We start from the raw sequence: 15,685 nt of genomic DNA, 5'->3' as shown, positions 1-15,685 counted from the left end.
TATCTTGGTGAGCTCGGCAACTAAAGTCAATTTATTGTCACCTCATCTCATGCTATCATCTGCATCAGCAACTATAGCACTATTTATCTGGTTATCTGGACACCCTATGCGTCATTTTTTATTTGATATCATTTTCACCATCGCCTGTTTAATCGCTGCCGCTTGGTGGGGCTACTCTCACAGCGGTATTGCTGGCTTATTTAGCGCACTGGCTATTACCGCTATTTTGGCAGTGATGGAGATTTCACTTTCTTTTGATAATGCGGTGGTAAACGCCTCTATCTTAAAAGGTTGGAATGATTTTTGGAAAAAAATCTTCTTAACCCTTGGTATTTTAGTGGCTGTATTTGGCATGCGCCTTATCTTCCCTATCGTCATTGTGGCCGTCACTGCAAAGCTTGGCTTCGTCGAAGTGATTCAATTGGCTTTAAACAATCCAGCCCAATATGCAGAGCACCTAAACGCTCACCATGCTGAAATTTCTGCCTTTGGTGGTATGTTCTTATTATTGGTGTTCTTAACCTTTATCTTTGGTGATAAAGAAGTGCATTGGTTTGACTGGTTTGAGCGCAAATTGACCCGCTTTAGCAAAGTGGATGCCATGAGTACCTTTGTGGCCATCGTGGTATTGATGATTTCACTTAGTTGGGTTGATGAAGCCAAAGAGTCGGCCATCTTGATTGCTGGTATTTGGGGTATCTTAGTGTATCTGGGCGTGAATGTGCTCTCAAGCCTGCTTGAAGGCAGTAGCGGCGCTGAAGATGATGACGAGGTGCTGACTGACGCACAAGGCAATGTGATTACCAATACCGCTGGCGTGTCGACCACTATTTTAAAAGGTGGTATCGCTGGCTTTATCTATCTTGAAGTGCTCGACGCTTCTTTTAGTTTTGATGGTGTTATTGGTGCGTTTGCCATTACCAATGATGTGATTATCATCATGTTAGGCTTGGCAATTGGTGCGATGTTTGTACGTTCTATGACTTTATTTTTGGTCGACAAAGGCACACTTAATGAATTCGTTTATCTTGAGCATGGCGCCCATTATGCCATCGGTGCGTTGGCCATTATTATGCTACTGTCGATGAAGTTTCATGTTCCAGAGCTGGTCACTGGATTGATTGGTGTGGCATTTATTGGCTTATCATTATTTAACTCTATTCAGTATCGTAAGCGTCAAGCTCAGCAATAGCTGGTTATCGATACTAGTGACTAACAAGCTACTTAACAAAAGCCAGTTAATAAAAGATTTTTAATTAGATAGTCAACAATAGCTAACTTTATAAAAACAGCTACTTTATTAGGACACACTCATGTCGCATAAGCACAGCGCAGCACTTATTGTACTTTCAGGCTCGTTACTGACAGCAACCCCTTCTTATGCCAACAGCTCAGATATCGAGACCGCCGGTGATATCATGATGGTCGCCATCCCTGCGTTGGCCTATGGCTCTACCTATTATATGGATGACCCTGAAGGGCGAATGCAGTTTTATAAATCCTTTGCTGCCAATGCGGTGACCACTTATGGACTTAAAAAAACCGTAGACCGTGAGCGCCCTGATCACAGTGATAACGACTCATTCCCCTCTGCACATACATCGATTGCGTTTCAAGGCGCCAGCTTTATTCATAAGCGTTATGGCTTTGAATACAGTATTCCCGCTTACATCGGTGCCACCTTTGTGGGTTACAGTCGACTAGAAGCAGACAAACACCACACCACAGATGTCCTTGCCGGCGCAGCGTTGGGCGTGGCCAGTAGCATGTTTTTAACTAAGAGCTATTATGACGATACCCTACATGTCAGCGCTAACTTAGCACCTGAGTCGTACCAATTGGCGGTACATTATAGCTTCTAATATGATGGTTTCTTAACAGTAAAGTCCTGTTTGGTTTTATAGACAGTAGGAGTAATAAAAAATAGGCGTAACAGATTAAAAAAATTGCATAATAGTTGTAGCCATTTAATACTATGTTTTGTATAATACGCGAAATCTGTACCTAAGCGAGTAGACATGACACAGTTGGCAACACTCACTAATAAAATTTCCTTTAGTGATCTTGTTGTTTTCTGTCATTGGCCTGCTCGCTTTTTTGTGACCAAAATTTGTTAATTGAATTGTTTTAAACTTGTTTGAACTTAAGCTTTTGGCTTGTTTTAAACCAACAATGGTTGCAATATGGATAACTCTCAGGTCATGATAAACACGAATTAAAAGGGTGGTAATATGGGCGTACAACAAGACACAACACACAATAACTCTCAACAAACTGAAGCTGTGCTGGCGTTGGCCGATGGCAGTATTTTTCGTGGAATCTCAATAGGTGCTGCAGGTCACCGTGTTGGTGAAGTGGTATTTAATACGTCAATGACTGGCTACCAAGAAATATTGACTGACCCCAGCTATGCCAAGCAAATCGTCACCCTAACCTACCCTCATATTGGTAACACAGGTACCAACAGTGAAGATGCGGAATCAGGTAATATTGATTTTAAGCATCAAGTATGGGCTGAAGGACTTATCATCCGTGATGCCACTATGACCACCTCAAACTTCCGTAACTCAGAAAGTCTATCTGATTATCTTACTCGTCAAGAAACCGTTGCTATCGCTGAAATCGACACCCGCAAATTGACCCGAATTTTGCGTGATAAAGGCGCTCAAAATGGCTGTATTATGACCGCCAGTAATGGTGAAACTTTAAGCGATGACGATATCGAAAAAGCATTAGAACTTGCCAAAGGCTTTGCTGGTCTTGAAGGCATGGATTTAGCAAAAGAATGCACCCACCCTGACGGTTTTGAATGGACAGCAGGCACGTGGGAACTGGCTGACCGCGGTGTACATGGCGTAACCGAAAGCGAGACTGGCGGCTACTACAAACAGCTAGGTGAGCACATTGAGCACAAATATGATGTGGTTGCTTACGACTTTGGTACCAAAACCAACATCTTACGTATGCTGGTCGACATCGGCTGTAAAGTAACCGTTGTTCCAGCGACTACACCTATCGCAGATGTATTAGCGATGAACCCAGACGGTATCTTCTTATCAAACGGCCCTGGAGACCCTGCAGCTTGTGGCTACGCAATCGAGGCCGTACGTCACATCATTGAAGAAACCAACGTACCTACCTTTGGTATCTGCTTAGGTCATCAGTTGGTTGGTCTTGCCAGCGGTGCAAAAACTATGAAAATGAAAACCGGTCATCACGGTGCGAACCATCCAGTACAAGACCTTGAGACTCAAAAGGTGATGATTACCAGCCAGAACCACGGCTTCGCAATTGATGAATCAACACTGCCAGATAACGTTAAGCCAACGCATCGCTCGTTATTCGATGGTACCAACCAAGGTATTGAGCTGACCAATAAGCCTGTCTTTAGCTTCCAAGGTCACCCTGAAGCAAGCCCCGGCCCACATGATGCTGCTTTGTTGTTTAACAAGTTTGCACAGATGTTGGCTGACGCTAAAAGTTAGTTTAGATGGTCGAAAAAATAAAAAATATTTTTATAGCTAGTATTCAGCATTGTAAGAGCTTTTGTAAAGTGAGATCTGCATCTAATGAGAATACTTGGCAGTTAGCCGTTAATAATTTTAGAAATCAGTGCCAATTTAAGATGCAATCCTTAAAGCCTTACGAACGCTGGAATTGGGCATTCTCTATACTTTTAAAGCTTAATAAGATCTACCCTTTTGAATTATTAGAGCGTGTTATTCCCGAGATCGTATATATTCATAATGATGATTTTAATGATGAGCTCACTGCAGTTCTTAAAGATGACATACTGCAGGCTAAATATGAATACGGTTTTACAATATCTGAAATGGGGGAGTTTGCCGAATTGTTAGCTAATAATGAGTATTTAACTTTCGATCAATCTCTACAAGTCATTGAACATATAGTAAATATTGGTAATTACAACTATTCGAACTCAATTGAAAGCTGGGAAGAATATTTTAAAGACCTGAATATAGCATTTGATAATATTCACTAAAGTTTATGTAATGCTCATGCCATTTTAACTTTTTTCAATATTTAAGCTTTAAAAGAGCGAGTTGATATTACTTACTAATACACATTTGAAGAAATAAAAGAGAGACTTATGCCAAAACGTACCGACATTAAAAGCATCCTAATCATCGGCGCCGGCCCTATCGTTATCGGTCAAGCATGTGAGTTTGATTACTCAGGTGCGCAGGCTTGTAAAGCGCTTCGTGAAGAAGGCTACCGCGTTATTCTAGTCAACTCAAACCCTGCCACTATCATGACTGACCCTGTCATGGCAGATGCAACCTATATTGAGCCAATCACTTGGCAAACGGTTGAGCAAATCATCGACAAAGAACGTCCAGACGCTATCTTGCCAACCATGGGCGGTCAAACGGCACTAAACTGTGCATTAGATTTAGATAGAAACGGTGTATTAGAAAAATATAACGTTGAGTTGATCGGTGCTACCAAAGATGCCATCGAAATGGCAGAAGACCGTGACCTATTTGACCAAGCGATGAAGCGTATTGGTCTTGAGTGTCCACGCGCTGAAATCGCGGAAAGCATGGAAGAAGCGTTTGATATTCAAAGCAAACTTGGTTTCCCTTGTATCATTCGTCCGTCATTTACCATGGGTGGTTCTGGCGGCGGTATCGCTTATAACCGTGACGAGTTTATCGAAATTTGTGAGCGTGGTTTTGATTTATCGCCTACCAACCAGTTATTGATTGATGAGTCATTAATCGGCTGGAAAGAATACGAGATGGAAGTGGTACGCGACAAAAATGACAACTGTATCATTATTTGTGCCATCGAAAACGTAGACCCTATGGGTGTACATACCGGTGACTCAATCACTGTTGCCCCTGCTCAGACGCTTACCGATAAAGAATACCAAATCATGCGTAACGCCTCATTGGCTGTATTGCGTGAGATTGGTGTTGAAACTGGCGGTTCAAACGTACAGTTTGGTGTCAATCCAAAAACAGGCCGTATGGTTGTGATCGAGATGAACCCACGTGTGTCACGCTCATCTGCATTAGCCTCAAAAGCAACCGGCTTCCCTATTGCTAAAATCGCTGCAAAACTAGCAGTCGGTTATACTCTAGATGAGCTTCAAAACGACATCACTGGCGGTAAAACACCAGCCAGCTTTGAGCCATCAATCGATTACGTCGTTACTAAGATTCCACGCTTTAACTTTGAAAAATTCCCGCAAGCAGAAAACATCTTATCAACTCAGATGAAGTCTGTTGGTGAAGTAATGGCTATCGGCCGTAACTTCCAAGAGTCTATGCATAAAGCATTACGTGGCCTTGAGACTGGTGCTGACGGCTTTGATGAGCAAATTGATTTTGCTGCGCTTAAAGAAGGCAAGCTAAGTGCTGATAAAGTAAAATCAGAGCTTAAACAGCGTCTAACCGTACCAACACCTGAGCGTATATTCTATCTTGCCGATGCATTCCGCTTTGGTATGAGTGTCGATGAGGTGTTTAACCTAACCAATATCGATCCTTGGTTCTTAGTTCAGATTGAAGATATCGTTAAAACTGAAGAACAAGTGAAACAGTTAGGCTTTGGTGGTATCAATGCGATAAACTTACGCAAGTTCAAACGTAAAGGCTTATCAGACTTACGTTTGGCTAAGCTACTTGGCGTATCGCAAAAGCAATTACGCAAAAAACGCTGGGACCTAGAAGTGTACCCTGTGTATAAGCGTGTTGACACCTGTGCCGCAGAGTTTTCGACCTCAACTGCTTATATGTACTCAACTTATGACGAAGAGTGTGAAGCCAACCCAACTGATAACAAGAAAATCATGGTTATCGGCGGCGGTCCAAACCGTATCGGTCAAGGTATTGAGTTCGATTACTGCTGTGTACACGCGGCACTTGCAATGCGTGAAGACGGCTATGAGACCATCATGGTTAACTGTAACCCTGAAACCGTTTCTACCGATTATGACACCTCAGACCGTCTATACTTCGAGTCTATTACCTTAGAAGACGTGCTTGAGATTGTGCGCATTGAGAAGCCAGACGGCGTTATCGTACAGTTTGGTGGTCAAACACCATTGAAACTTGCGCGTAGCTTAGAAGCGGCTGGCGTTAACATTATTGGTACTTCTCCAGACGCTATCGACCGCGCTGAAGACCGTGAACGCTTCCAGCACATGATTCAGCAGTTAAACCTGATTCAGCCGCCTAACGCTTTAGCAACCAGCATGGAAGATGGTCTGGTCAAAGCCCAAGATGTAGGTTACCCACTGGTTGTACGCCCATCATACGTTCTAGGTGGCCGTGCGATGGAAATCGTTTATAACGAAGACGAGCTGAAGCACTACTTACGCACTGCGGTACAGGCCTCTAACGAAGCACCTGTATTGCTTGACCGCTTCTTAGATGACGCCATCGAAGTGGATGTCGACTGTGTGAGTGATGGCAAGCAAGTGGTAATCGGCGGTATCATGCAGCACATTGAGCAAGCCGGTGTTCACTCAGGTGACTCAGCCTGTTCATTGCCTCCTTACTCGCTATCTGAAGAGATTTGCGATGAGATGCGTGAGCAAACTATTGCGATGGCCAAAGAGCTTGGCGTTGTTGGTCTGATGAACGTACAGTTTGCGGTAAAAGACGGCACGGTTTACATTCTTGAAGTGAACCCTCGTGCAGCACGTACCGTACCTTTTGTTTCTAAGTGTATTGGTACTTCTTTAGCACAGGTTGCAGCACGCAGCATGGCTGGTAAATCACTAGAAGAGCAGCAGTTTACTCAAGAAATTAAGCCTGCATTCTTTGCGGTGAAAGAGTCAGTATTCCCATTTGCTAAGTTCCCAGGTGTTGATCCAATCTTAAGCCCAGAGATGAAATCAACCGGTGAAGTTATGGGTGTTGGCAAAACCTTTGGTGAAGCCTTCTATAAAGGTATTATCGGTACCAATGAGCGTCTACCAGGATTACCTAAAGGTGATGAGGTCAAAACTGTCTTTATTTCAGTACGTGACAGTGATAAGCCAAGCCTTGCCCCTATCGCTAAGCAGCTTATCGATTATGGCTTCAAATTGATTGCTACATCAGGCACACAAGCCTTCTTAAATGAGCAAGGTATCGAGTGTCAGCGCGTCAATAAGGTAACTGAAGGCCGTCCACACGTGGTTGATGCCTTGAAAAATGGTGAGATTGACCTTATTATAAATACTACTGAAGGCAAACAAGCGCAAGAGGACTCATTCTCTATCCGCCGCAACGCTCTACAAAGCAAGGTGTTCTACGTGACAACCTTAGGCGCAGCTGATGCAGTATGTAAGTCTTACGCCATTGATTTGCCATTTGATGTATACAAGTTGCAAACCTTGCACGAGCAAGCCGCTACTGCTAAATAACGGCTAATTAAATAATTTATTTGCTCAAATCTTAATCGTTTTTTAATTGCTAATCGACAATTTCGGTTAGCAATTTTTGTTAGGAGCGGCGTCAGCGATTATTGGCTGTACTCGAGCCATTTCTAACAGATCGTTTAAGCACACTATTAATGTATGAGACGCACAGTGCCTATAATAATAGGCGCTGTGGTGTTTTTTTATTTATTCACTTAGCTGATTTATTAGCTTATTGATTGGTCATTTATTGGTTTATTCGTTTTATCTATATAAGGAAGATGATATGCAACGTTATCCTATGACGCCACAAGGGCATGCAGCACTTGAAGCTGAGTTAAAAGAGTTAAAGACTGTTGATCGTCCACGTATCACTGCGGCGATTGCTGAAGCCCGTGAACACGGCGACTTAAAAGAAAATGCAGAATATCATGCTGCCCGTGAACAACAAGGTTTTTGTGAAGCACGTATTCGTGATATCGAAGCCAAACTTTCTGGTGCCCAGGTGATTGACCCAACAACACTGCCTCGCGAAGGTCGTGTGGTGTTTGGCGTTACTGTTGTTATCGAGAACTTAGAGACAGAAGAAGAGAAACGCTATCAAATCGTTGGTGACGACGAAGCAGACTTTAAAAACAACAAAATCTCTGTCAACTCGCCTATCGCTCGTGGCCTAATTGGTAAAGAAGAAGGCGACGAAGCCCGTATTCAGACCCCAAGTGGCGTTGTAGAGTTTGAAATTGTTGAAGTCGTCTATGACTAATCTACTCTCAATAATTTAATATCAAGCAATTAGCTTAATATTAAGTGGCTTATATTGAGTAGCTTTTATTAGGTCCTCGGCTGTAGGCTGCCACTAAATTAACTTTAATTTAACGTTTTATGTGTGCAGCCTACGCCTTAAGTATTAGTTTGACCTATGCCAATTTGTGCTATTATTTGCAAAATTCGGAAATAATTTAGAATTAAACGCGTCGGTCACTTGCTAAATACCTGCGATTAATGTTAAGTTACAAAACCACAACACAGACAAATCTATTTGTGACACTTGTTGTGTATCTTTAGCAACATGATTTTTAACAGTCATGGTACTAAACAGAATTGATTAAAGCGCTTGTTATTAGTCAGCGATTAATCATCCCCCTTTATATAAATCGACTTAATGTACTGATATTTTCAGTTCATCCTATTAAGTTTTGATTTAAGATATATTTTAATAGTAAATGCATAATCTTTTGAGTTCTATTACATTAGATAAATGCTTACGAGGCAATTATGAAGACATTCTCATCAGCGTTATGTGCGCTAGCATGCATGGTTGGAGCATCTACTTTAGCTCACGCTACGGATTCTAAGCAAACTATAAGCGTTAAAGCCCCAAGCGATATCGACAGTGTACTCAATGAGTTAGCACGTAAACAAAACCACCCAACTTCTCTACTACAGACCTCTTTTGAGCCGTCATCTTTAGCGACCAACAGCTCGCTTATCAACAGCAAAGCATCTGGTGTTAATCAAAATGATGAAGATGTGTTGTCACACCTAACCTTAGTGGCATCTAATGCGGTGAACAAATTTAAGCAAAGCGGTCGTGCCTCATGGTACGGTGGTAAGTTCCATGGTAGAAAGACAGCCAGTGGTGAGCGCTTCAATATGCATTCATTAACGGCGGCACACCCTTCATTGCCGTTCAACACCTTATTGAAAGTAACAAACACGTCAAATGGTCAAAGTGTGATAGTTAAGGTTAATGATCGTGGTCCATTCCATGGTAATCGTGTACTAGACTTATCATATGGCGCAGCGAAGAAAATCGGCTTAGTTAGCCGTGGTATCGCTAACGTCACTATTGAGAGAGTGAGCGCGCCTTAATTGGTGACCAGCACACTTTAAAGAATAGGATTCTTTAAATTATCTAAAAAAAGATCTGCTTAGCAGGTCTTTTTTTATGCTTAATAAAAACTTATCAAAATTTTTAACTATTTTAAAACTCAAGACTTGTAAATAAATAAATGTAAGCTATCATGCATTATAAATACATCAATTTGATGTTATCCTATTGAATTAAAGAAACATTTAAACACTAATAAATAATTTTGCCCTTAATTGGAGGCAATATGCCATCAACATCGCGCTCAATTCCTGATTTAAGCCTGTATTTGGTCACAGACGCCAATATGTGTGCTAAGCGTGGACTGATAGAAACCGTGTGTGCCGCTATTGAGGGCGGCGTGAGTTTTGTACAACTGCGTGACAAAACCTCTGATGACGAACGCTTATATCAGATTGCTTGTGAACTCAAAGAAGCGGTTGCCGGACGGGTTCCTCTGGTTATCAATGATAGAGTGCTGATTGCCAAAAGAGCGCAGCTGGATGGCGCCCATATTGGGCAAACTGACATCGAGGTTGAACAAGCGCGTGACATCTTAGGTAACGATGCCATTTTAGGATTAACCATCAATAACATGCATCAGCTGCAACACGCTCAAACTTATCACCTCCCCTATTTAGACTATTTTGGTATCGGTCCTGTCTACTCAACACAGACCAAACCAAATCATGCTCAGCCACTAGCGCCTGAAGGGCTTAAGACGCTGGTTACTACCAGTCAACTACCCACAGTTGCTATTGGCGGCATACAATTAGCCAACGCCCGTGATGTCTATCGTACGGGTTGTTCTGGTATAGCCGTGGTCTCCGCTATTTGTGCTGCAGAAGACCCTAAATTTGCTGCCCAAGCATTGCTTGAGCAACAATCGAACTAGACGTGAGATCTAGACAGAAATTATAAGGATTAAACATGATTACCAATACCTTAACCATCGCAGGCACCGACTGTACTGGCGGCGCTGGCATTCAAGCAGATATCAAAGCCATTAGTGCTAATGGCAGCTATGCCATGAGTGTCATCACTGCAGTTGTCGCTCAAAATACGCAAGGGGTTCAGAAAATCGAGACCATGCCTCTTGATTTGATTCGTGCCCAAATCGATTCTGTCTTTACTGACGTCAAAGTGGATGCAATCAAAATCGGTATGTTAGGCACGGCAGACATCATCACCTGTGTCGCTGAAGCGCTGGCCAAATACAAGCCTAGTAAAGTGGTATTAGACCCCGTGATGGTAGCCAAAAGTGGCGATAGATTATTAGACAAAGATGCGATTGCTGCCTTACGTGATGTGTTAATCCCGCAAGTGGGCTTAATTACACCAAACTTACCTGAAGCAGCTGATTTATTGGGTGTCGCTGAAGCAACAAGCCGCGAGCAAATGGTCAGCCAAGCCAAGCATTTAGGTGTCGCCGCTTTATTAAAAGGCGGTCATCTTGGCCTTGATGAGTCGCCTGACTTATTACGTGTCGGTGATGCTTATCACTGGTTTGAAGGTAAGCGCATCCCTACCAAAAACAGTCATGGCACGGGCTGTACTTTATCAGCAGCCATTGCAACCTTCTGGGGTCAAGGCGATAGCTTAGATGTGGCTTGTGAAAAAGCGAAAGCATATTTAACTGGCGCATTAAGCAAAGCAGATACTTTAAATGTTGGTAAGGGCCAAGGTCCTGTACATCATTTTTATAAGTACTATTAATTTTGCGATTCATTCTAAGATTAATCATCTAACTGCTGTTAGCTAATAAAAAAGCCTTGTACATTTACAAGGCTTTTTTTGATCTTATCAAACTAAAATAAAGTGACTTGAATATGTAAATACCCCTTTCTTAACACAACATCATTGTAGAATAATTGAGCCACTAGTCTATACTAAGCAGGGGTCAAAGTGCTTCAAGCAATGGTTCATCAACTAAATCTCAAACGCACGATCAATAGCATCGTAGCTTTTTACAGATTTCAATGATTAATATTTATAAAGCCATATATATAAATAGGTTTAATAACTTAATCCAAACAATAAACGCTAAATGCAAGCTCAAGATTTAGCTCGCTTAGTATACTCATTTGTTCTGGCCAAACAGCAGGACCTCCAGTAGAACTTGCAAACCAGACACATTTTACTCCCATTTTATAATTTTTTTGCAAGCTTAATATCGCCTTCTTTTCGATTATTAGCTTAGATAATAAATAGTCTAAATGATCTCTAGCGTCTTTAGATACTACTTTTTTGTCTGTTGAGATACCCCATAGATCAAGCTTTGCAATCCTTACTCTATCTAACTTATTCGTAAAAGTATCTCCAACTACTTGCTGAAAGTCAGGTTTAATAACATTCCCTTGAAACAGCTTTTCTGCATCTTCAAACCTAGAATATACAAAAAACTCTGCATATACGTCAGCGCAGGAAGGATAGTTAACATCCCGAGGAGTAAATCTAGATTTAATTATATCAGTCATAAATAGTCACCAATATGATAGGTACTAAAGTCTTGTACTTCAGAGTTATAAACCGTATCGGTTTCATATAAAGCAGTCTGACTGAAAGCTATATTTCTCAGTAAAAAGTTTTACTATTTTTTCCTGTTCATTAAAAAGGCATATAATCACAATATAGATTTTTGGGATTCATATCAAATTCTTCAGAATCAAAGACAATTTTTCTTTTATCATTATCAATGCACCAAAAGGTATAATCGCTATAGGTGAAGGAGGCTCCCTTATCTACATCCTGCATAGGGATGTAAATTTTTGTATTAAATTTTCTTGAAACCTCCTTTAATGCAATGATTACTTCTATAGGCCTAACTTCAAAATCAGTCATAATATCTAACATTACTCTAATTTTTACATCTTCAAAATCATATATGCCATCTGTTTTTAAATACCCAACCGTCATCCATATCTCAAACTTGTCATTATCATTATTAAAGCAGTGCTCTATGGTTTCATCCTCACTTTCGATATGAATATTACATGTCGGAAATTTTTTTATCAGCAACTTTTCAAAGTCATTAATATTCATCTCTTTTTCAAAATCAATATTATAGTACCCATATAGTTTATCTTGTTGCATTGTATACCTCTGCTATAAATACCCCATTCTTAACACAACATCATCGTAGAATAATTAAGCCACTTGTCTATACTAAACAGTTACCAAACTTAGAAATAACGTCGACTAAATTTCAAACGCACGCTCAATCGCATCATCGAGTCGATCAGCAGTAATCACATTGATACCAGCAAACTGTGCCATCTGGCTTTTGGGCGCATTGGCCTTGGGCACAATGGCATGGGTAAAACCATGCTTCATTGCTTCTTTTAGACGCTCTTGGCCATTGGGAACAGGACGAATCTCGCCAGATAACCCAACCTCCCCAAACACCGCTAAGGATGACGGCAATGGCTTTTCTTTAATGCTAGAGGCGCAGGCCAATAACACCGCCAAGTCTGAACCTGTCTCAAGTACCTTAACCCCGCCGACCACGTTGACATAGACATCCTGTCCGCTGGTATGAATACCACCGTGACGGTGCATAACAGCCAGTAGCATTGCTAAGCGCTGAGGGTCTAAGCCAATCGCCATACGTCTGGGCTGTCCTGAAGAATCATCAACCAAGGCCTGTACTTCTACCAGTAGCGGTCGTGTTCCTTCTCGACTGACCATGACCACAGAGCCTGAAATCGGCTTATCATAACGACTTAAAAATATCGCTGAGGGGTTCGCCACTTCTTTTAACCCAGTATCTGTCATACCAAAGATACCCAGCTCATTGACCGCGCCAAATCTGTTTTTGACCGCACGTATCATTCTGAATCTTGAGTCTGATTGCCCCTCAAAGTACAACACCGTATCTACCATGTGCTCCAGTACTCTTGGACCTGCCAGCGTTCCCTCTTTGGTGACATGGCCCACTAAAAATAGTGCGGTACCGGTCTGCTTAGCATAACGGGTTAGCATCGCAGCTGACTCACGAATTTGACTGACGCCGCCTGGAGCTGAGTTAATCGCATCGGTATAGATGGTCTGAATCGAGTCAATGATAGCGACTGCTGGTTGCTCTTGGGTCAAGGCACTACAGATGGTCTCAACATTGGTCTCTGTCATAACCTTTAGATAATCGCTTGATAAGCCCAAACGCTGTGCACGCATCGCCACTTGTGATAACGACTCCTCACCTGTCACATATAAGGCACTGCCTGACAACGATTCCGGATGCGCCATATTGGCAGCTGTCTGTAATAAGATGGTTGACTTACCGATACCTGGGTCACCGCCGATCAATACCACCGAGCCGGCAACCAGTCCCCCGCCTAAGACTCGATCAAACTCACTAATACCAGTTGGCAGCCGTGTATCAAAGGTGACGTTCACTGAGCCTAGCGTTACTACACCGCTTTGAGAGCCTGAATAGTTGACCCGTTCGCCGGCACTCACTGTGCGCTGAGCTCCGGCATGGGAAGCAGGCGTGGGCGCTTTATTAGAGGCTTTATGATGTGGCAGGCTGATATTTGGGGCTTCAACCAGTGTATTCCACTCGCCACAGTCTGAACATTGTCCTGACCATTTACCATAGTGTGCCCCGCAGTTTTGACACACAAAACTGGTTTTTACTTTAGCCATAACCCTTGTCCTTTTATTTTTCTCTTAACTTATTATCTTATTATCGTTTATATGTAGATTTATATGCTGTCTTGGCAGTCTAAATACAGACTGAGCCAAATGATTGCAACCGATCGTCTATTATATTTTTAAGTACTATTTTTAAGTAATAATGTTCAAAAAAATAGCCGGCATATCGCAGCCAGCTATTTATATTTATATTTATTTGATTAAATCACTTTTTAAACGGCCTAGCTTTTAGCATGAGCTTTTAGCATAAAGGCTGGAAGTCTTTACCTAGATAAACCTCTTGTACCAACTCATTGCTTAAGATCTCACGTGACGTACCGTGTGCAATGATGGCGCCCTCACTAACAATATAAGCATGATCACAAATGGCCAACGTCTCACGAACGTTATGGTCGGTGATTAACACCCCAATGCCTCTGTCTCTAAGCTTAATAATAACTTCTTTAATGTCACTTACTGAAATTGGGTCGACACCAGCAAATGGCTCATCAAGCAAAATAAACTTAGGATCTGCTGCCAATGCTCTAGCAATCTCGCAGCGACGACGCTCACCACCTGAAACACTCATACCCAATGAGTGTCTGACATGACCTAAGCTAAAGTCTGAAATCAAGCTTTCTAGCTGTTGCTTCTGTGCCGCAGTATCAAGATCCTTGCGCGTTTGTAGAATCGCCATAATATTATCTTCCACCGATAACTTACGGAAGATGGACGCCTCTTGTGGCAGATAACCAATACCTGCGCGCGCTCTTTCATGCATTGCATATTTAGATAGATCTTGGCCACCTAGGCGTACCACGCCTTTATCCATCGTCACTAGGCCAACCACCATATAAAAGCTAGTGGTTTTACCAGCACCGTTCGGTCCAAGCAAGCCCACAACTTGACCCGGCTCAACGCTAAATGACACGTCTTTAACGACCCAGCGCTTGCCATAGCGTTTACCTAGATTACGCATGGTTAACGCATTTGCAGACACATTGGCATCATTGTCTTGCGGTAACTGCTGAGCAAGCTTTTCAGCAACTAAACTGCTATCTAAGCCACTAAGCTCTGAAGAGGATTGCTGAGAATCAGTCAGCGGACTGCTGTTGGCTTCGACCTTGTCTGAACTGTCATGTTGTGGATTGTTCATAACCTATCTGATTCCTGTACGGCTATTGGATTGACTCGGCGGGAAAATAAGTTCAACACGTTGACTACCGCCTGCTGTCGCTTCAACATCACCCACTTTTAGGCTGTAGCGAATTACGTTACCTGAAAAGCTGGCCCCATTTTGGGTCAGTTTTGCATTGCCGGTTAAAGTGACAATACCACTTTGTGCATTGTAATCGATCTTATTGGCTTGACCTTTAGCCAGACCTTTTTCTTTGGTCACGACTTGTTGCATAGTAGCTGGTCGACCGGTTGCCACTGCCGACTGAATACTACGCCCATTTGATAGATTTACTGTGATGTTATCAGCTGCCAATTTAAGCGTACCCTGAGTAATCGTCACGTTACCCGAGTAAGAGGTAACACCCGTGCGCTCACTATAGGTTGCTCTATCGGCCAATAGACGTATGGGCTGTTGGGCATCAGATGGCAAGGCTATTGCTTGATGCATAGACGCCATTGAAGCGATAGCAGTTGCTGCGACCACAGCTATCATACCCAATCGTTTTGAGTAAGGGGTTGCATCGGTTTGCGCTAAGATATTTGAGCGTTGATTCACAGTTTTTTCCTAAATGTATTCTTTCAGTTGTCGGTTTTATCGATGTCGGCGTTGTGGCCAATTATTCAGTGTT

The 15,685-nt window shown here is 42.3% G+C and carries 14 protein-coding genes; 9 read left to right on the top strand and 5 right to left on the bottom strand.

Annotation, left to right across the window (positions count from 1 at the left end; translation table 11 throughout):
- The first annotated feature begins 106 nt into the window (after positions 1–106).
- The 9 genes from A6J60_RS12490 (at position 107) to thiD (ending at position 10,961) form a co-directional block, all read left to right on the top strand.
- The gene (locus tag A6J60_RS12490) at positions 107–1,192 is read left to right on the top strand and encodes a DUF475 domain-containing protein (protein WP_096066264.1); all 1,086 of its coding nucleotides are present in this window, start codon (positions 107–109) and stop codon (positions 1,190–1,192) included.
- A 121-nt stretch (positions 1,193–1,313) separates the two neighbouring features.
- Positions 1,314–1,862 (top strand): phosphatase PAP2 family protein, encoded by a 549-nt coding sequence (locus A6J60_RS12485; protein ID WP_096066263.1) that lies wholly within the window; start codon positions 1,314–1,316, stop codon positions 1,860–1,862.
- 369 nt (positions 1,863–2,231) lie between these two features.
- Positions 2,232–3,485 (top strand): glutamine-hydrolyzing carbamoyl-phosphate synthase small subunit, encoded by a 1,254-nt coding sequence (gene carA, locus A6J60_RS12480; RefSeq protein WP_096066262.1) that lies wholly within the window; start codon positions 2,232–2,234, stop codon positions 3,483–3,485.
- 5 nt (positions 3,486–3,490) lie between these two features.
- Positions 3,491–4,003, top strand: coding sequence for a hypothetical protein (locus tag A6J60_RS12475; RefSeq protein WP_096066261.1), 513 nt, complete (start codon positions 3,491–3,493; stop codon positions 4,001–4,003).
- A gap of 108 nt (positions 4,004–4,111) precedes the next feature.
- Positions 4,112–7,381 (top strand): carbamoyl-phosphate synthase large subunit, encoded by a 3,270-nt coding sequence (gene carB, locus A6J60_RS12470; RefSeq protein ID WP_096066260.1) that lies wholly within the window; start codon positions 4,112–4,114, stop codon positions 7,379–7,381.
- Positions 7,382–7,661: 280 nt separating this feature from the next.
- Entirely contained in the window at positions 7,662–8,138 is a 477-nt protein-coding gene (gene greA, locus A6J60_RS12465) for a transcription elongation factor GreA (RefSeq protein ID WP_096066259.1), read from the top strand.
- A gap of 512 nt (positions 8,139–8,650) precedes the next feature.
- Positions 8,651–9,247, top strand: a complete 597-nt coding sequence (locus A6J60_RS12460; RefSeq protein WP_096066258.1) for a septal ring lytic transglycosylase RlpA family protein — start codon at positions 8,651–8,653, stop codon at positions 9,245–9,247.
- Between the two features lie 245 nt (positions 9,248–9,492).
- The gene (thiE, locus tag A6J60_RS12455; protein ID WP_096066257.1) at positions 9,493–10,140 is read left to right on the top strand and encodes a thiamine phosphate synthase; all 648 of its coding nucleotides are present in this window, start codon (positions 9,493–9,495) and stop codon (positions 10,138–10,140) included.
- A gap of 35 nt (positions 10,141–10,175) precedes the next feature.
- Complete coding sequence (gene thiD / locus A6J60_RS12450; protein WP_096066256.1) at positions 10,176–10,961, top strand: bifunctional hydroxymethylpyrimidine kinase/phosphomethylpyrimidine kinase; 786 nt, start codon at positions 10,176–10,178, stop codon at positions 10,959–10,961.
- A gap of 308 nt (positions 10,962–11,269) precedes the next feature.
- Here thiD and A6J60_RS12445 read toward each other — a convergent pair whose 3' ends face one another.
- The 5 genes from A6J60_RS12445 to lptA all read right to left on the bottom strand — a co-directional run bounded on the left by A6J60_RS12445 (position 11,270) and on the right by lptA (position 15,549).
- Entirely contained in the window at positions 11,270–11,722 is a 453-nt protein-coding gene (locus tag A6J60_RS12445; protein WP_096066255.1) for a DUF4279 domain-containing protein, read from the bottom strand.
- A gap of 130 nt (positions 11,723–11,852) precedes the next feature.
- On the bottom strand, positions 11,853–12,338 hold the full coding sequence (locus A6J60_RS12440; RefSeq protein ID WP_096066254.1) for a hypothetical protein: 486 nt from the start codon (positions 12,336–12,338) through the stop codon (positions 11,853–11,855).
- A 105-nt stretch (positions 12,339–12,443) separates the two neighbouring features.
- Positions 12,444–13,889, bottom strand: a complete 1,446-nt coding sequence (gene radA / locus A6J60_RS12435) for a DNA repair protein RadA (RefSeq protein ID WP_096066253.1) — start codon at positions 13,887–13,889, stop codon at positions 12,444–12,446.
- Between the two features lie 250 nt (positions 13,890–14,139).
- Complete coding sequence (gene lptB / locus A6J60_RS12430) at positions 14,140–14,856, bottom strand: LPS export ABC transporter ATP-binding protein (protein WP_096066584.1); 717 nt, start codon at positions 14,854–14,856, stop codon at positions 14,140–14,142.
- Between the two features lie 180 nt (positions 14,857–15,036).
- Positions 15,037–15,549 carry a lipopolysaccharide transport periplasmic protein LptA gene (gene lptA, locus A6J60_RS12425; protein WP_096066583.1) on the bottom strand — a complete coding sequence of 171 codons (513 nt, stop codon included), beginning with the start codon at positions 15,547–15,549 and terminating at the stop codon, positions 15,037–15,039.
- Between the last annotated feature and the right edge of the window lie 136 nt (positions 15,550–15,685).

Origin of the sequence: Psychrobacter sp. FDAARGOS_221 (assembly GCF_002313155.2) — a bacterium.
In the GTDB taxonomy this organism is placed as follows: domain Bacteria; phylum Pseudomonadota; class Gammaproteobacteria; order Pseudomonadales; family Moraxellaceae; genus Psychrobacter.
Note: the sequence above shows the minus strand (reverse complement) of the source record. Positions and strands in the feature narration are given on the sequence as shown.